This window comes from Citrobacter sp. 506 (assembly GCF_050434985.1).
In the GTDB taxonomy this organism is placed as follows: Bacteria; Pseudomonadota; Gammaproteobacteria; order Enterobacterales; family Enterobacteriaceae; genus Citrobacter; species Citrobacter braakii.
The window spans coordinates 267886-285293 of the sequence record NZ_JBNDJN010000004.1 but is presented as its reverse complement, the minus strand read 5'-3'; the positions used below and the strand labels follow the sequence as shown (position 1 = coordinate 285293).

Below are 17408 nucleotides of genomic sequence, written 5' to 3'. Positions count from 1 at the left end.
ATCCTGGATTTCGCGTTGAGATCATATTTTATAACTTTGGGTTAACATTATTTTGACATGATAAACAAAAAGCCCGACGCACGCAGTGTGCTGTCGGGCTTTTCAGCTAGCAGATGAAACTTACTGTATTTGTTGCTTTTTATCGTGCTGGTGGTTGACCCAGGCGTTCACAATCAGCGTCACAAACAGAATGCCAAATACCACGCCTAACGAGATAGCGATCGGGATATGGTAGAAATCGACGATCAGCATCTTAATACCGATAAACACCAGAATGACCGACAAACCGTACTTCAGCATGGAGAAACGCTCCGCCACGCCCGCCAGCAGGAAGTACATTGCGCGCAGACCCAAAATAGCAAACAGGTTTGAGGTCAACACGATGAACGGGTCGGTAGTGACGGCAAAGATAGCCGGAATACTGTCGACGGCAAAAATGACGTCGCTCAGCTCAACCAGAATCAACACCAGCATCAGCGGCGTAACAAACAGCAGGCCGTTTTTACGCACGAAGAATTTTTCATCTTCGATGGTATCGGTCATGCGCAAATGACCGCGCAGCCAGCGTACTAACGGCCTGTCGCCAATACCGGAAGCATCTTCTTTCGCCAGCGCCATTTTTACGCCGGTAAACAGCAGGAATGCACCGAACACGTACAACAGCCACTCAAATTGGGTGATAAGCCAACTGCCGGCGAAGATCATGATCGTACGCAGAACAATGGCTCCCAGCACGCCATACACCAGTACCCGACGCTGCAACGCAGGCGGTACGGAGAAGTAGCTGAACAGCATCAACCAGACAAAGACGTTATCTACTGCCAGCGATTTTTCGATCAAATAGCCGGTAAGGAACGCCAGCGCCTGTGGGTCGGCAACGGCGCGGCCCTGGGTTTGTGCCAGGTACCACCAGAAGACGGCGTTAAACAGTAACGACAGCGTTACCCAAACGATTGACCAGGCCGCAGCCTGCTTCATCGACATCGTATGCGCGCCACGACGACCCTGCAACAGCAGGTCGATGGCCAGCATAATTACCACCACGACAGCGAAGCCACCCCATAACAACGGTGTGCCGACAGTATTCATTGTATTTCCCCATGCATAAAAAAAACGGCCAACGCCGAATGACGTTAGCCGCTGCTTTTTATGCATAGACCTTGCCATTCGGCAAGGTCTCACTTACAACAACAAAGGAATACGATGGCGTATTCCTTTGTTATCGCCCGGCGACCGGATGTGGTTTTTCACACATCGTAATGACGATCAACCGACAACGAAGTTACTCCCCTTTGCGGGTTACAAAATATTACAGGCCATGCATTCAGTCAATGGCCTGCAACATTCGTTTTACATACTTTTACGCAGTCAGCGATATTACCGCTTCGTCTGCCGGGAAAATCACGCCGGTCTGGCGGCGAATCTCTGTTTGCAGTTTGGCGGTGATACGGCTGACGGCCAGTGCGGGGTGATCCACTTCGCCGGATTCAACCAAATGAGCAAAAGCCTCTGCCTCATACAGCATAGTATTGATGTGCTGAGGCGTCGTCAGATCCTGGGTTTTCCCCCCGCGAGGAACGAAGCACACTTTCTGACACTCGGAGATATGCTCGATCACCAGCGATCCCTGCTCACCCTGAATTTCACTGGCTAACACCGAGTCGCTTACTTTTGAGTGCTGGAGTGTGACGCTGAAATCACCGTAATTCATCACCACCACGCCGTGGGCATCTACGCCGCTTTCCAGCAGACTGGCGCTGGCCTGAACGCTTTGCGGCTCACCCCACAGCGCAACCGCTGAGGCCAGGCAGTAAAAACCGATATCCATAATCGAGCCATTTGAGAACGCCGGATTAAACGTGTTCGGATTTTCACCGTCCAGATAGCGCTGGTAACGCGAGGAGTACTGGCAGTAATTGATAAACGCTTTCCTGATTCTTCCGACTTTGGGTAGAGATTGCTGCAACAGCAGGAAGTTAGGCAAGCTGGCGGTCTTAAACGCTTCAAACAGCACGACCTGATTTTCGCGCGCGCAGGCGATAGCGGCTTCGGCTTGCGCCAGGTTTGAGGCCAGCGGCTTTTCGCAAATAACATGCTTTTTGTGCCGCAAAAACAGCTCGGTCTGCGGGAAGTGCAGGGAGTTTGGACTGGCGATGTAGACGGCGTCGATCGCCTCGCTTTGCGCCATCGCTTCCAGTGAGGTAAACAGATGCTCGACGGGGTAATCATTGGCGAAGGTCTGCGCCTGCTCGAGGCTACGGGAATAGACCGCGGTCAACTTATATTTGCCGGTTTCATGGGCGGCATCGACAAACTGGCGGGTGATCCAGTTTGTGCCAATTACTGCGAAACGTATCATAATGGCCTTCAGGCTGCGAAAAGGGATCCTTTCGTCAATTTAGCATGCTCTGAAGACAAAGCCAGTGCGCGACTACGCAGTTTGCTTTAACGATTGTTGCGTTAACCACAGGCGGGTATCGAACTCCAGTTGATGATACTGAGGCTCCATATGACAGCACAGCTGGTAAAACGCTTTGTCGTGCTCTTTTTCTTTCAGATGCGCCAGTTCATGAACGACGATCATGCGTAAAAAAGGTTCAGGGGCATTGCGAAACACGGTGGCAACGCGGATCTCCGCTTTGGCTTTTAGCTTACCGCCCTGCACGCGAGATACGGCGGTATGCAGCCCCAGCGCATTCTTCAGAACGTGTATCTTGCTGTCATACATGACTTTATTCAGCGGCGGGGCATTACGCAGGAACTGATTTTTCAGATCCTGAGCATATTGCCAGAGCGCTTTGTCGGTCGCGAAATCATGCGTCCCCGGATAGCGCTTCTCCAGCACTGCGCCCAGACGCTGTTCAGCAATCAGCGTTCTCACCTGAGAAAGCAAATGTTCCGGGTAGCCCTGGAGATAAGTTAGTTGGTTCATCTTTGCCCATGCCAATCATAAAAAGTGTATACTCACGCACCCTTTTCAGGGATACGCCGAAATTTTACCATTCAGGAGGGCCGATGAGCCACATAGACAACGGTTTCCGTTCGCTGTCACTTAAACGTTTCCCGGAAACGGATGACGTTAACCCGCTGCTGGCGTGGGAAGCGGCAGATGAATATCTGCTGCAACAGCTGGACGATACCGAGATTAGCGGCCCGGTGCTAATCCTGAATGATACCTTTGGCGCGCTGGGCTGTGCGCTGGCGCAACATTCGCCGTACAGCATTGGCGACTCCTATCTCAGCGAGCTTGCCACACGCGAGAACCTGCGTCATAACGATATTGCTGAGTCGAGCGTCAAATTCCTCGACAGCACCGCTGAATATCCGCAGGCGCCGGGCGTGGTGCTGATTAAGCTGCCAAAAACCATGGCGCTGCTGGAGCAGCAACTGCGCGCGCTGCGTGAAGTGGTGACGCCGCAAACGCGTATCATCGCCGGGGCAAAAGCGCGTGATGTGCATACCTCGACGCTGGAGCTGTTTGAAAAAGTATTGGGTCCAACCACCACCACGCTGGCGTGGAAAAAAGCCCGTTTAATCAACTGTACGTTCAGCAAACCTGAGCTGGCCGCTGCCTCGCAAATGCTAAGCTGGAAGCTGGAAGGTACCGAATGGACTATCCATAACCACGCCAACGTCTTCTCCCGTACCGGACTGGATATCGGCGCGCGCTTTTTTATCGAGCATCTGCCGGAAAACCTCGAAGGGGAGATTGTTGACCTCGGCTGTGGTAACGGCGTCATCGGTATGACGCTGTTGGCGAAGAACCCGGAAGCCAGCGTGGTATTTGTTGATGAATCGCCGATGGCGGTGGCTTCAAGCCGCTTGAACGTGGAAAGTAACATGCCTGAAGCGCTGGATCGCTGTGAGTTTATGATCAACAACGCGCTGTCGGGCGTCGAACCGTTCCGCTTTAACGCCGTGCTGTGTAACCCACCGTTCCACCAGAAGCACGCGCTGACGGATAACATTGCCTGGGAGATGTTCCACCACGCTCGCCGCTGCCTGAAAATCAACGGTGAGCTGTACATTGTGGCTAACCGTCACCTTGACTACTTCCACAAGCTGAAGAAGATTTTCGGCAACTGTGTGACCATCGCCACCAATAATAAATTCGTGGTACTGAAAGCGGTCAAAACCGGTCGCCGCCGCTAATCGTGTGTGCCGGATGGCGGCGTGACCGCCTTATCCGGCCTACGAAATCCATACTGTTAAATTTCCAGCGCCAGCGTCGTCCCTTGGGCAATAGCGCGCCGGGCATCCAGCTCCATCGCCATATCGCAGCCGCCGATCAGATGCACCGTTTTACCTGCTGCGTGGAGTGGATCAACCAGTTCACGGCGCGGCTCTTGTCCGGCGCAAATCACCACGTTATCCACGTTAAAGATCACCGGTTCGCCGTTCAACACGACGTGTAACCCATCATCATCAATTTTCTGATAGCTAACTGCCGGGATCATTTTCACGCCGCGTGAGAGCAGGGTGGCGCGATGGATCCAGCCCGTCGTTTTCCCTAAACCTTGTCCCGGTTTGCTGGCTTTGCGCTGCAACATCACTATCTGGCGCGGGCTGCGGGATAAGTGCGGGCCTTCCAGGCGTAAGCCGCCAGGCTGTTGCAGGCTGGTGTCGATCCCCCATTCCACGCAGAATTCCGCAATGTTTTGGCTGGTGGGCTCACCGGGCTGGCTCAAATACATGGCGGTATCAAAACCGATCCCGCCGCAGCCAACGATCGCCACGCGTTTACCCACCGGCATTTTATCGCGCAGGACGTCGAGATAGCTGAGCACTTTAGGATGCGCGATCCCCTCGATCGGTGGCATACGTGGCTCGATCCCGCTGGCGAGGATCACTTCATCGAAGGGGTACAGATCGCGTGCGCTGACAAAGTGATTCAGCTTCAGCGACACGCCAGTCACATCGATCATCCGGCGGTAGTAGCGCAGGGTTTCATAAAATTCTTCTTTGCCGGGGATCTGCTTAGCGATATTAAACTGCCCGCCAATCTCGCTATGCGCGTCAAACAACGTCACGTGATGACCGCGTGCGGCGGCATTAATGGCGAAGGCGAGGCCTGCAGGACCTGCTCCGACAACCGCCAGATTTTTCGGCGCAGTGGCGGCAACGATCGGCATTTTGGTCTCATGGCAGGCGCGCGGATTCACCAGGCAAGAGGTGACTTTGCCGACGAAGATCTGATCCAGGCAGGCCTGGTTACAGCCGATACAGGTATTGATCTCATCCGCTCGCCCGGTTTGCGCTTTTGACAGCAGTTCGGCATCGGCGAGGAACGGACGGGCCATCGACACCATATCGGCATCGCCACGAGCCAGAATGTCATCGGCGACTTGAGGATCGTTAATGCGGTTGGTGGTGACCAGTGGGATCGTCACATGCCCTTTCAGCTTACGTGTCACCCAACTAAACGCACCGCGCGGCACCGGGGTGGCAATAGTGGGAATACGCGCCTCATGCCAGCCAATACCGGTGTTAATAATGGTCGCCCCTGCGGCTTCTATCGCCTGCGCCAACTGGACGGTTTCGTCGAAGGTTCCGCCGTTTTCCACCAGATCGAGCATCGACAGGCGGAAGATAATAATAAAGTCATTACCGGCACGCTGGCGTACCGCGCGCACCACTTCCACGGCAAAACGCATGCGGTTGGCATACTCGCCACCCCACTCGTCATTGCGCTGATTGGTGCGCAGAGTCAGGAATTCGTTGATGAGATAGCCTTCCGAGCCCATCACTTCGACGCCATCATAGCCCGCTTCCCGCGCCAGTTGAGCGCAGTGGGCAAAATCTTCAATCAACTGCAGCACCTCATCGTGCGTCAGCTCATGCGGCGTAAAGCGGTTGATTGGCGCCTGAATGGCAGAAGGTGCCACCAGATGCGGCTGGTAGCTGTAACGCCCGGTATGCAGGATTTGCAGGGCGATTTTGCCGCCTTCGTCATGCACCGCGTCGGTAATGACGCGATGATGTGCAAGCTGGCTGGTGTCGTTCAGCATCGCGCCGCCTTCCATCCCCACGCCGGAAAGCGCAGGCGCAATACCTCCGCTCACAATTAACGCTACGCCGTGACGGGCGCGTTCGGCGTAGAACGCGGCCAGCCGTTCTGCACCGTCGGGATACTCCTCCAGCCCGGTATGCATTGAACCCATCAGCACGCGGTTTTTAAGCGTGGTGAAGCCTAAATCGAGCGGGGCGAACAGCGACGGATAGCTCATAAAGGTGTCCAGTATGTAAAATTATTGTTATGTGGTCGGATGAGTTAATAATTTAGCCGTCGCCGCGTAAAAGGGAAAAGGGGAATGCCGTGATTGTGATGGGATTCAAAAAATGCCCCTGCGGACGCAAGGGCAAGTGGGTCAGAACGCCAGTCGTTTACCCAGACCGTCAAAGAGGTGCAGGTGCGACTCTTGTACGGTGAGCGTAAGCGGTGTATCCGGCATGAAGCTAAGCTGTTGAAAAGACTTCAGGCACACGGGGTGGCCGGCCAGATCCAACCACACCAGCGTGGAGTCGCCCTGTAATTCACACAGCCGGGTACGCCCTTGCAATGTGAAATCCCCGGTCTGCTGGTACTGCATATGCTCCGGGCGGATGGCGACAAACAGTTTGTCCCCGTCGCTAACGCCTGCGGGCTGACGGGTGAGGCGGAAGACGAGGTTATCGGCGATATGCAGCGCGCCTTCGCGCCATACCGCTGGCAGAACATTGATTTTCGGCGTGCCGATAAACTCAGCGACAAACAGGTTTGCCGGGGTGTTATACAGCTCCAGCGGCGTGCCCACCTGCTCAATTTTTCCCTTGTAAAGCACCACGATGCGATCGGCCAGCGTCATCGCCTCCACCTGATCGTGCGTTACATAGATCATGGTGTTTTTCAGGGTGTTATGCAGTTGCTGGATCTCCTGGCGCATCCCGACCCGCAACGCGGCATCCAGGTTAGACAGCGGTTCATCAAACAGAAACAGTTCCGGTTGCTGGACAATAGAACGCCCGATCGCCACACGTTGGCGCTGCCCGCCGGACAGATTCTGCGGCAGCCTGTCCAGCATCTCTTCCAGCTTCAGCATGCTGGCGGCGTGAGCGACCCGCTTATCAATCTCGGCGGCGGGCGTATTGATATTACGTAAACCGAATGACAGATTTTCCCTGACGGTCATATGCGGGTAGAGGGCGTAGGACTGAAACACCATCGACAGGTTGCGTTTGCCCGCCGCAAGCCTGGTGACCTCTTTTCCCCCCATCACCAGTTTACCGCCGTCGGGGATTTCCAGTCCGGCGATGATCCGCAGCAGCGTGGATTTCCCGCATCCGGAAGGGCCAACCAGCACAATGAACTCCCCGGAGGCGATCTCCAGCGACAGATTTTCAATGATGGTGTTCTTGCCCCAGGCTTTATGAATATTACTCAGGCTTAGCGCGGTCATAACCTCTCCTTGTCAGAATCCCAGGCTGCAATCAGCGTTAAAAGTTCATCGGTTTTGCGCGCCAGCAGTGCCGTATCCGCGCGGGTTTCCACGTTCAGGCGCAGCAGCGGCTCGGTGTTGGAGGCGCGTAAGTTGAAGCGCCAGTCAACGAAGTCGATGCTCAACCCGTCGCAATCGTCACGCAGGCCGCCGGCTTGCAGATAGTGAGCGGCGATGGATTGCATGACCAATTGCGGATCGGCCACCGTCAGATTGATTTCGCCGGAAACCGGAAAGCGCACCTGGGCGTGTTCGATATACGCCGACAGCGGACGGCTGTCGCTGCCGATAATTTGCAGCAGCAATACCAGTGGGATCATCCCGCTGTCGCAATAGCCAAAATCGCGGAAGTAGTGGTGGCCGCTCATTTCTCCGCCGTAGACCGCGTCCTCTTCGCGCATTCGCGCTTTGATAAAGGCGTGCCCGGTTTTGCTGATGACCGGGATTCCGCCGCAGCGAGTTACAACGTCCAGCGTATTCCACGTCAGGCGCGGGTCCAGAATGATATGACTGCCTGCGGAGCGTTGCAGGAAGTGCTCGGCGAACAGGCCAACCAGGTAGTAGCTCTCAATAAAGCGGCCACACTCATCAAAGAAGAAGCAGCGATCGAAATCGCCATCCCAGGCGATGCCGAAATCAGCCTGATTCTCGATAACCGCCTGCTGGGTGATGAGGCGGTTTTCCGTCAGCATCGGATTCGGCACGCCCGCCGGGAAATGACCGTCCGGCTGATGGTGCAGGCGAATAAACTCAATCTGAACCCCCGCACGGGCCAGTCCGTCGGCGATCGCGTCAAGCGCAGGCCCGACGGTGCCATGTCCGGCGTTGGTCACAATACGTAACGGGCGAGTCGGCGGATGCTGAAGGAAGCGCAGCAGGCAGGCAATCCAGGCGGGGCGATTATCATAAGGGATGAGGCTGCCACGATGGACAATCGGTGCAAAGTCATTGCGCTCCGCCAGCGCTTTTATCTCCAGCAGGCCGTTGTCGTTACTGATCGGACGCGCCTCTTCGCGCACCAGCTTCATACCATTGTACTGCGCCGGATTATGGCTGGCGGTAATCTGAATGCCGCCGTCGGCACGCAGTTCCCGGGTGGCGAAATAGATCTCTTCGGTGCCTGACAGACCAAGGTCGATAACATCCACGCCGCTGGAAATCAGCCCGTCGGTCACGGCGGATTTTAACGATTCCGAGCTAAGGCGAATGTCGGCGCCGATCACCACCCGGCGCGGATGGCGCCAGGCGGCGTAAGCGCGACCGATGCGAAAGGCGATATCCGGCGTCAGGTTGACGCCAACCTCACCGCGAATGTCGTAGGCTTTAAAACAGGTTAGTTCATCCATAATCTACTCTTCTGTAATTAATGAGTCAGGCTGACTCCCGAATGATGAGCTGGTAAGGCAATTCATAGTGGGTCACCGGTCCTCTGGTGAGCAGCAATTTGACGGCCATTTCCCCTTTCTTTTCCGCGTCTTGCGCGATGGTGGTCAGGCGTATTCCCGCCACCTCAACGGCGAGATTATCGAAACCGGTAACGGCAACCCGCTGCGGAACCGCCAGTTGCTGCCGTTGGCAGTAGTGGATCGCGCCGACGGCGAAGCGATCGGAAAGGCAGATAAGCGCAGTGATCTCCGGATGGGTTTCCAGTAACGCTTTGGCCGCCTGTTCGCCGTGTTCTTCATCGTGTCGGGTTTGATACAGCCAGCACGTATCAAGGGCGAAGCCGCGCTGCTGGAAAACCTCCCGGCAGGCATTCACGCGGGAGAGCATCAGCAGGTTGTCGCCGGTGACGGGGGCGGTCAGATCGCACATTCCCTGCGCTGAGGGCTGTGACGGAAAGGCGATGATGCCGAAATGTCGATGACCTTTATCGGCCAGATAGCGGGCAATATCGCGCATGGCGCAGGCGTTATCGATGGAGACGCTGCTATGGTCGGGAAACTGAAAATCGAGCGTGACCACCGGACGCCCATGAGCCAGCGCGTGCTGGATCATGGCCGCATTGTTATGCGTGGCGTTGAGAATATAGCCATCAACCAGGGTGTTGAGCGGCGTCTGTTGCCGCTTACGCAAAGGGATCAAGACCAGATTGACGTTTTGTTCTTCACACTGGACGGCGATCCCCCGCATCAGCGCAATGTCGTGGGGATCGATAAACACGTAACTCATAGAGTCGTTGAATATCACGCCGATGGTGTCAGATTTGCCGGTACGCAGCGCGCGCGCCAGCTTGTCCGGTCCCTGAAAGCCAAGCTCGCTGGCATATTGCAAAATTCGCTGGCGCAGCTCCGGAGATAATTTTTCCGGATTATTCCATGCGTTCGACACCGTGGTATGGGAAATACCCATAATCTTGGCCAATGATTTTATCGTAATACGTTTCTTATCTTTATTATCATTAACGTTTATTTTCATGTTTAATATATTTGCTGGGTTTATATATTGGCGTGAATTATTTATTTCTATCGTCCATTGCGTTGAACGTTGATGCAAAGTTTAACGTTAAACAAAAATCGTTTTGTGATTTGTTTAACGTTAAACATAAAAAGGGGGTGTTAATTTACGCTCCATTCAATAGCAGGGTAGCGGTAAATCAATACTTATTGAAAGTAAATGGAGAGTTATCGTGAGAGTTGTAAAATTAGCTAAATTAACAGCCTGTGTACTATTCGCATTTTGTATTTCTGGCTGCGGTCCGGATGATAAAAAATCCGCAGAGACAGCAAAAACGCCAATTAAAATGTGGGTGGCACCAAACGAAAATGAAGAAGCCTTCTGGAATACTATGGTTAAAGAATGGAATAAAGACCCGGCGCATACCCCGGTCGAATTTACGCCCATTCCTGCCGCCAGCAGTTCTGAAGAGGCAATAATGAACGCGCTGGCTTCCGGCACGGAACCCGATATTTCCAGTAATATCTTTATCGGTTTTGCCAGCCAGTTGGTGGAAATTGGTCAGCTTGAAGACCTGTCTAAAATGAGTGGTTTTAATGAACTCGTTAATAACCGACAGATGGGCAAAATTATTCCTGCCTGGCAATTAAACGGCGAGCAACATGTTCTGCCAATCTATATTAATCCTATCGTCTGGTGGTGGCGGGGCGATTTACTCAAGCAGTATGGTTTTGATCATGTTCCGACCCGTTATGATGAGCTTTATCAGCTGGCAGAGCGCCGGGCGGCGGATAATAACGGCTATGTTATCCAGATGACCGCCGGGAAAAACTGGTGGGAACGCTGGTTCGATTTTATTCCGCTTTATTATGCGCAAAACGGCGGTAAACCTTACCTCGCGGGTCATCAGGCGACGTTTGCCGATCCTGCCGGACAGGCGGTACTGACCTTTATGGGGAAAGTCTTTAACAGCAAGTGGAGCAGCTACGACTTCACCGCCGCCGACGATCCGTTAGCGACTGGACAGGTGCTGGCGTCCGCGCGCGGTCCGTGGGATATCGCTCGCTATCACAAGCAGTATCCGGAGATCCTCAAAACGCTGCAAATTGGGCCGATGCTCACCGAGAAAGGCGACGCGCATCCGTATACGTTCGGCGACAGCAAAGGGGTGGTGATCTTCAGTTCCAGCAAGCGCAAAGCGCAGGCGTGGGCGTTTATTCAGTGGGTCTTTAACAACGCCGAGCACGACCGGAGCTGGCTGGAGCTGACCGGTATGCCGCCAGCACGCAGTGATTTAATGAGTAATCCGCTGTTTGTGAATTACTTTGAGAAAAACCCGCTGGAGAAGGCGATCGCATCTTACGTGGACGTCGCGCTGCCGCCAGCGGCCACTACGCAAACCACGGAGATTCAGCGCAGCATGACGCAGATGCTGGAGCAGGTCATTTTCAACCACGCCGATCCGGCTGCCACCCTCGATAAATCCGCGCAGGAAATTAATACGTTGCTGGCGAAATAAGGGGAAAAAATGGCTGGATATGAATCCCGCACCGGAGGCCTGTTGGCCTCCACGTGGATCGGTTATTCGTTGCTGTTCTGGTTTTATCCGCTGTGCTGGCTGGTCGTGCTCAGCGTGACGAACTGGCAATTTATTGGCACGCCGACGTTTAGCGGATTACAGAATATCATTGGCGTGTTTCATGACGCGTTATTCTGGCAGTCGATGTGGAACGTGTGCCGTTTTTTAATGTGGTATATCCCGATTGTCTTTCTTGCCTCGCTGCTGTTTGCCGCGGGATTACGAAAAATTAAGTACGGGAAAAGTTTTATTGCCCTGAGCTTTTTACTGGCGAATATCTCTTCGGGGGTGGCCTATTCCATCGTCTTTTCAAAATTGTTCAGCGAATACGGGCCGGTCAATCAATTTTTACAGGCCAGTTTCGGCATCTCTGTGCCCTGGTTTACCAACCCTGACTGCGCCATGTTATCCATTGCGTTAATTGTTACCTGGAAATTCGTCGGTTATTACGGGCTGATTCTCTATTCCGGGATGGTGGCGATCCCCGCGGATATTTACAGCGCGGCGCAGTTGGATAAAACCGGGAGGTTTAAGCAAAGTTGGGCGATTACCCTGCCGATGATGAACGCGCAAATCGTGATGGTGATGGTGCTGGCGATTACCGTGGCGTTCAGCATCTTTACCGAGCCGTATCTTATCACCGGCGGTGGACCGCTCAACAGCACCACCAGTCCGATGGTGGTGATGTATGAAGTGGCGTTCCAGAAAATGAAGCCAACCTGGGCGGCGACCATGTCGATTATCGTTGCGGCATGCAGTTTCCTCGCCATCTGGGTCTTCCGCAAAGTATTCGAAAAACATATCGAGATTGTGTGAATGAAGAAACTGACTCCCTTAACGCTGCTCATTCACGCCATGATGTTTTTGCTGGCGCTCACCTGGCTCTATCCTTTTATCTGGATGGTGATCTCCTCGCTGAAACCGACGGCGCAAATCTACACGACCGGGCTGTTTTCCGGTCATCTGACGCTGGAGAATTACGCTTTTCTGTTCGATAACAGCAACCGGGCGGACAAACCTTTTTTGCGCACCCTGGTTAACTCGCTGTTTGTGTCGCTCACCATTACCGTCTGCGTCACGCTGACCTCAATGCTGGTGGGATATGCCGTCGCGAAAACCGATTTTCGCGGCAAAAATGCGTTTCGCAACCTGTTGATTGTGCAGATGGTTTTCCCGGTCTTTATGTTCATCATTCCACAGTTTGTCCTGATGCGTGAACTGGGGCTGATCAACAGCTACGGGGCGATGATCCTGCCGTATGCGATGAGCGCCTGGGGCATTTTCATGGTTTCGCAGAGCTTTAAAGGCACGCCGAATGATTACCTGTACGCCGCAAGGCTCGATCACGCCAGCCTGTGGGGGATCCTGCGGCATGTGATGATGCCGCTGAATAAATCCATTCTGGCGATTGTCGCGCTGTTCACCTTTTCCAGCTCATGGGACAACTTCCTCTGGCCGCTGATCGTGATGCGCGAAGTGGACAAAATGCCGTTTTCGGTGCTGCTCGCCACCTTCAGCAAATCCTATGGCATCTACCTGGGACCGGTGCTGGCGGGGTCGGTGGTGCAGATGCTGCCAATCGTTGTCCTGTTTATTCTGTTCAGAAAATACTTCCTCGAAGGCATGTCGTTATCACTGAAATAAGGAACGTGACGGTGAAAAAGCAACTGTGGTGGCAGGCGTGTACCTGCTATCAAATTTATCTGCCTTCGTTTTGCGACGGCAATAACGACGGGCTGGGCGATTTTCCGGGCCTGATTTCCCGGCTGGATTATTTGCAGGCGCTGGGCATTGGCGCGGTGTGGATCACGCCGTTTTATCCCTCTCCGCTGGTGGATAACGGCTACGATATCAGCGATTACTGCGCCGTTGACGCCCGTTTCGGCACTCTCGACGATTTCCGCCGGGTGGTTGACGGCTGCCATGCCAGAGGCATTCGGGTGATTATCGATCTGGTGGTCAATCACGTCTCCTCAGAACATCCCTGGTTTTGCGATGCGTGGAATAATCCGGACAGCCGCTATCGTGATTATTTCCTTTTTCGCCGCCAGCCGAATAACTGGCGTTCTTTCTTTTCCGGCAGCGCGTGGACCGCGGAGCCTGACACCGGCGAATTTTATTACCATAAATTCGCGCCCGGCCAGGTGGATCTCAACTGGGCCAACCCCGCGGTGGAACAGGAAATTTACCGGGTGGTGGATTTCTGGGTTACGCAGGGGGTGGACGGTTTTCGCTTTGACGTCATCAACTTTCTTACTACCGACGGCATTGGGCCTGATAACCCGGAAGAGAACGGCGAGCAGCGCCATAAATTTGACATCAATCAGCCGCGACTCCCGGAAACGCTGCAACGGCTATGTGCCCATGTTCGGGCGCAGGGGGACTATTTCCTGATTGGCGAAATCGGCAGCGAAGACCCTGACGTGCTCAGCCGCTATCAAAGTCCGCAACTGATGGACGTGGTGTTTAATTTCAATATCGGCAGCCAGAAAACCTTTGATGTTTCCCGTCTTTTCAGCCAGTTAAAAACCACGCTGGCTGCGCAGTCGGGTTTACCGACGCTGTTTTTCTCCAGCCATGATATGTCACGGATGATCAGCCGCTTTGGCGAAAACGAGCGCGATACCGGGCGGGCGCTGGCGGTGTTGGCGCTCCAGCTAACGGTGAGCGGCGTGCCGTTTATCTTCCAGGGCGAAGAGCTGGGGGTGACCGACTACCGTCCGCAAACGGCAGAGCAGCTTTTTGATATACAGGGAAAAACCCATTACCGCACCGCCCTTGCCGCAGGCAGCAGCCCACAGCAGGCGCTGGCGCTGGCTATTGAACATTCGCGGGATGGTTCGCGCGCGCCGCTGCCCTGGCGCGACGCCCCCTTTGGCGGATTTTCCACCGTCGCGCCGTGGATGCCCGTCGGCGGCGATATCGCCCTGATTAACGCGGAGCGCCAGCAACAGGATGAGACATCGTTCTGGCATCAGTACCGGCTGCTGATCGCCCTGCGCCGCTGCGTTGCGGCGCTGCATCAGGGACAGCAGGACTCGCTTAACCTCACTGACGAATGCGTCTGGTTTACCCGTTCGACGGCGGCGGAGCAGGTCTGGATCGCCATCAACTTTGGTGCGCCTGTTCGCAATCCGTGGCAGGAGATTGAGGCTGAAGAGCTGTACGGAGAGGACGCGCAATGGATTGGTAAGAATCAATGTTTGATCAAAAGGAGAGTACATGGACAGGCACAGTAAAAACCCGTTGATTACCCCGGCGGACGTGACGCCTTCACTGCCCGGCAGGAAGGTCGATTGTGTTTTCAATGCTGGCGTAACGGAGTGTGACGGGGAGATCGTTTTGCTGCTGCGGGTGGCGGAAAGCGTGATCAATTCCGACCCGCAGCAGCGTGTCGTACCGCTGTTGGAAAAAACCGATGCGGGCTGGGTACAGGCCACCGCGAGTTTCGATCGTCGCGATGAACGCTATGATTTCAGCGATCCGCGGGTGATCGTGCTGAAAAGCGATCCGGCGCGGGTGTGGCTGACCTCCATGTCGCATCTGCGTCTGGCGCGCAGTCGCGACGGGGTGAACTTCCGGATTGACAGCCAGCCGTTTATCATCGCCGATACGCAATATGAAGAGTTCGGCTGCGAAGATGCGCGGATCACCCGCATCGATGATATCGCGTACATCAACTACTCGGCGGTGTCGTCGCTGGGGATCTCTACCGCGCTGGCGGTGACCAAAGACTTTGTCACGGTGGAGAAAAAAGGGTTGATCCTCTGTCCGGACAACCGCGACGTCTGCTTTTTCCCGGAAAAGATCGCCGGTAAATATCACGCCCTGACCCGTCCGGCCCCGTGCCACTTCGGTCATCCGGAAATCTGGATCTGCGAGTCGCCGGATATGCTGCACTGGGGCAACCATCGCCACCTGCTGGGACGGTCCGGCGATGCCTGGGACTGCCGTAAATCAGGCGGCGGCGCGCCGGTATTAAAAACCGATCGCGGCTGGCTGGAGATCTACCACGGTGTGGATGCCGATCAGCACTACTGCCTCGGCGCGCTGCTGCTGGATCTCAACGATCCGACCCATATTTTGGCGAAATCACCGGTACCGTTGCTGGAGCCAGATGCGCCCTACGAGCGCGAAGGCTTCTTCGGCAATGTGGTGTTCACCTGTGGGGCGCTGATCCGCGATGAGACGCTGCACGTCTGGTACGGCGCCGCCGATGAGTGCGTGGCGCTGGCGACAATGCCGCTGGACAAACTGTGGCGGCATCTGGGGGTTAAATAAATGCCGCAGAGTGTCCTGGGTTGCTAAACCTCCTTCTGGCTGGGGGGGCGATTCACACGTTGCGGCCGCTGGTGGACGAATCTTTGCTGCAAATAATGAAAGTACACAACAGAAGAGCAGGGCAATAAATGCCCTGCAAGTCTGTATATTTAATTTCACATTGTATTTCAGGTGAGCAAGAAAACAGACCGCTCTAATCGTTATTAATATTTTAATTAATATCTGACGCGGGAGCCGCCTCAATAGCTTTTTCTTCTTTGGTTAGCCCTTTGATGTATTTACTGTATTTCCACCAGGCAAAACCGAGGAAAATAACAATCCCCCCGACGTTATAGAAAATAATGGTCATGATGTTACCACCGGTCGGGAAGGTCGAGGCAATAAACCCGATGGTGAAAAGGACAATCAGCATCGATACCACAATAATGCCGGTTTTTTGCGAGCCCATACGGAAGTCGCGCGGTAAGTGGTCCAGTTTTGCGCGCAGATTCAGGTAAGCCAGCATAATAAACAGCGGCGGCAGCATCGATGCGGCGGCGGTCATGTTGATGATGGTGTTCATTAAATCCTGCACGGTATTGGAGCCGAGCGTTGGGATAATCATCAGCGGGATAACAATCAGGAACTGAATCCAGGCTGCGCGGGCCGGAACGCCATTTTCATTCAGTTCGACGGTTTTTTTACCGAAAATACCCGCCGGAATTTCAGAGAAGAAAATTTTCACCGGCGTTGCGGTCCACATCAGCAGAGAGCCGAACATCGCGGTAAAGGAGACCAGGCCGACAAAGCGGTTAACGATCAGTTCCGGCAGGCCAAAGTATGCCGCCAGGCCGTGGAATACCTGTACCGAACCACCGGTAAATTTCAGCTCTTTGCTGCTCACGAAGACGTTGATCAGTACCGAGGAGATGGAATAGAGCACGCCGATAAAAATCCCGGCAATGATAATGACCTTCACGAACGATTTGGACCCGCCCTTGACGTCGTTGACGTACACTGCCACCGACTCCGCACCGCCTGCCGCCATAAAGATCCAGGTGGTGATACCGAGGAAGGCCCAGTTAAAATTCGGGATCATTGCGTCTACGGTGATAGGGTCAGCAGGCTGTACGCCGCCAACCAGCGCAGTACCCGCCAGCAGGATGTAGGACAGGGTCAGCAGCAGCATCAATGTGGAGGTGACCGAAGTAATCGGTCCTAACATTTTTGCGCCGTTGGTCGAAACCCAGGTGGAGAAGGCAAACAGCACCATACTTAACACCGTGGTTGCGAACGGTGTCAGAATGTATTCGTAGCCTAAAAAAGCATATGAGGCGTAGGCGATAACACGGGGTAACAGCGAGGTAAAAAAGAACAGGTTAACGAACCAATAGGTATAGGCGGTAATAAATGCCCAACGTCCGCCCAGCGAACTTTTCACCCATGCATAGACACCGGCTTCGGAGTTTTTATTCAGCGAAACAAATTCAGCGATGATTAAGCAGAACGGAATAAAGTAGAAGATCGTCGCGAGGAAAAACATCGGTGCGGATGCCAGACCCAGCTCAATATTATTGTTGATAACGTTATTAAAACTATAAACCGCGGCAAAGGTGAGTGAAAGTAAGCCGAACTTGCCGATGGTATTACGTTTGGTATCAGACATAGCACATCTCCGATTCCTGATTATTATAGGG

14 protein-coding genes are annotated in these 17408 nt (G+C 54.1%); 6 read left to right on the top strand and 8 right to left on the bottom strand.

Going from position 1 to position 17408, the window contains the following annotated elements; translation table 11 throughout:
- Positions 1-120: 120 nt before the first annotated feature.
- The 3 genes from ABIE10_RS16870 to ABIE10_RS16860 all read right to left on the bottom strand — a co-directional run bounded on the left by ABIE10_RS16870 (position 121) and on the right by ABIE10_RS16860 (position 2932).
- Positions 121-1089 carry a TerC family protein gene (locus ABIE10_RS16870; protein WP_016154611.1) on the bottom strand — a complete coding sequence of 323 codons (969 nt, stop codon included), beginning with the start codon at positions 1087-1089 and terminating at the stop codon, positions 121-123.
- Positions 1090-1360: 271 nt separating this feature from the next.
- A complete protein-coding gene (locus ABIE10_RS16865) occupies positions 1361-2359 on the bottom strand; it encodes a Gfo/Idh/MocA family protein (RefSeq protein ID WP_047499168.1) in 999 nt (332 codons plus the stop codon).
- A gap of 72 nt (positions 2360-2431) precedes the next feature.
- Entirely contained in the window at positions 2432-2932 is a 501-nt protein-coding gene (locus tag ABIE10_RS16860) for a M48 metallopeptidase family protein (protein ID WP_103767079.1), read from the bottom strand.
- An 83-nt stretch (positions 2933-3015) separates the two neighbouring features.
- Here ABIE10_RS16860 and rlmG point away from each other — a divergent pair, with 83 nt between their 5' ends.
- Positions 3016-4152 carry a 23S rRNA (guanine(1835)-N(2))-methyltransferase RlmG gene (rlmG, locus tag ABIE10_RS16855; protein ID WP_216403289.1) on the top strand — a complete coding sequence of 379 codons (1137 nt, stop codon included), beginning with the start codon at positions 3016-3018 and terminating at the stop codon, positions 4150-4152.
- 56 nt (positions 4153-4208) lie between these two features.
- Here the strand turns inward: rlmG and ABIE10_RS16850 are convergent, their stop codons facing one another.
- The 4 genes from ABIE10_RS16850 to ABIE10_RS16835 form a co-directional block, all read right to left on the bottom strand.
- Positions 4209-6227 (bottom strand): FAD-dependent oxidoreductase, encoded by a 2019-nt coding sequence (locus ABIE10_RS16850; RefSeq protein WP_429156364.1) that lies wholly within the window; start codon positions 6225-6227, stop codon positions 4209-4211.
- Between the two features lie 141 nt (positions 6228-6368).
- On the bottom strand, positions 6369-7436 hold the full coding sequence (locus ABIE10_RS16845; protein WP_049040409.1) for an ABC transporter ATP-binding protein: 1068 nt from the start codon (positions 7434-7436) through the stop codon (positions 6369-6371).
- Positions 7433-8821: a phosphomannomutase CpsG gene (locus ABIE10_RS16840; protein ID WP_429156362.1), complete on the bottom strand. Its 1389-nt coding sequence runs from the start codon at positions 8819-8821 to the stop codon at positions 7433-7435. Before ABIE10_RS16840 ends, ABIE10_RS16845 begins: the two co-directional genes overlap by 4 nt.
- Before the next feature lie 25 nt (positions 8822-8846).
- On the bottom strand, positions 8847-9893 hold the full coding sequence (locus tag ABIE10_RS16835) for a LacI family DNA-binding transcriptional regulator (RefSeq protein WP_016154604.1): 1047 nt from the start codon (positions 9891-9893) through the stop codon (positions 8847-8849).
- A gap of 211 nt (positions 9894-10104) precedes the next feature.
- Here ABIE10_RS16835 and ABIE10_RS16830 point away from each other — a divergent pair, with 211 nt between their 5' ends.
- The 5 genes from ABIE10_RS16830 to ABIE10_RS16810 are packed head-to-tail and all read left to right on the top strand — an operon-like array spanning position 10105 to position 15732.
- On the top strand, positions 10105-11391 hold the full coding sequence (locus tag ABIE10_RS16830) for an ABC transporter substrate-binding protein (protein WP_016154603.1): 1287 nt from the start codon (positions 10105-10107) through the stop codon (positions 11389-11391).
- A gap of 9 nt (positions 11392-11400) precedes the next feature.
- Positions 11401-12267: a carbohydrate ABC transporter permease gene (locus tag ABIE10_RS16825; RefSeq protein ID WP_200047064.1), complete on the top strand. Its 867-nt coding sequence runs from the start codon at positions 11401-11403 to the stop codon at positions 12265-12267.
- Entirely contained in the window at positions 12268-13095 is an 828-nt protein-coding gene (locus ABIE10_RS16820; RefSeq protein ID WP_216403286.1) for a carbohydrate ABC transporter permease, read from the top strand.
- Between the two features lie 11 nt (positions 13096-13106).
- Positions 13107-14690, top strand: a complete 1584-nt coding sequence (locus ABIE10_RS16815) for an alpha-glucosidase (protein WP_216403285.1) — start codon at positions 13107-13109, stop codon at positions 14688-14690.
- Positions 14674-15732 (top strand): glycoside hydrolase family 130 protein, encoded by a 1059-nt coding sequence (locus tag ABIE10_RS16810; RefSeq protein ID WP_216403284.1) that lies wholly within the window; start codon positions 14674-14676, stop codon positions 15730-15732. The genes ABIE10_RS16815 and ABIE10_RS16810 overlap by 17 nt, the downstream gene beginning before the upstream one ends.
- A 211-nt stretch (positions 15733-15943) precedes the next feature.
- On the opposite strand, the gene ABIE10_RS16805 is transcribed toward ABIE10_RS16810, so the two are convergent.
- Positions 15944-17377, bottom strand: a complete 1434-nt coding sequence (locus ABIE10_RS16805; RefSeq protein WP_016154598.1) for an amino acid permease — start codon at positions 17375-17377, stop codon at positions 15944-15946.
- Positions 17378-17408 lie beyond the last annotated feature (31 nt).

Excerpts from the sequence above, each read along its gene's own strand:
- ABIE10_RS16870 (WP_016154611.1), bottom strand. The coding sequence starts at position 1,089 with ATGAATACTGTCGGCACACCGTTGTTATGGGGTGGCTTCGCTGTCGTG.
- ABIE10_RS16865 (WP_047499168.1), bottom strand. The coding sequence starts at position 2,359 with ATGATACGTTTCGCAGTAATTGGCACAAACTGGATCACCCGCCAGTTT.
- ABIE10_RS16860 (WP_103767079.1), bottom strand. The coding sequence starts at position 2,932 with ATGAACCAACTAACTTATCTCCAGGGCTACCCGGAACATTTGCTTTCT.
- rlmG (WP_216403289.1), top strand. The coding sequence starts at position 3,016 with ATGAGCCACATAGACAACGGTTTCCGTTCGCTGTCACTTAAACGTTTC.
- ABIE10_RS16850 (WP_429156364.1), bottom strand. The coding sequence starts at position 6,227 with ATGAGCTATCCGTCGCTGTTCGCCCCGCTCGATTTAGGCTTCACCACG.
- ABIE10_RS16845 (WP_049040409.1), bottom strand. The coding sequence starts at position 7,436 with ATGACCGCGCTAAGCCTGAGTAATATTCATAAAGCCTGGGGCAAGAAC.
- ABIE10_RS16840 (WP_429156362.1), bottom strand. The coding sequence starts at position 8,821 with ATGGATGAACTAACCTGTTTTAAAGCCTACGACATTCGCGGTGAGGTT.
- ABIE10_RS16835 (WP_016154604.1), bottom strand. The coding sequence starts at position 9,893 with ATGAAAATAAACGTTAATGATAATAAAGATAAGAAACGTATTACGATA.
- ABIE10_RS16825 (WP_200047064.1), top strand. The coding sequence starts at position 11,401 with ATGGCTGGATATGAATCCCGCACCGGAGGCCTGTTGGCCTCCACGTGG.
- ABIE10_RS16820 (WP_216403286.1), top strand. The coding sequence starts at position 12,268 with ATGAAGAAACTGACTCCCTTAACGCTGCTCATTCACGCCATGATGTTT.
- ABIE10_RS16810 (WP_216403284.1), top strand. The coding sequence starts at position 14,674 with ATGGACAGGCACAGTAAAAACCCGTTGATTACCCCGGCGGACGTGACG.
- ABIE10_RS16805 (WP_016154598.1), bottom strand. The coding sequence starts at position 17,377 with ATGTCTGATACCAAACGTAATACCATCGGCAAGTTCGGCTTACTTTCA.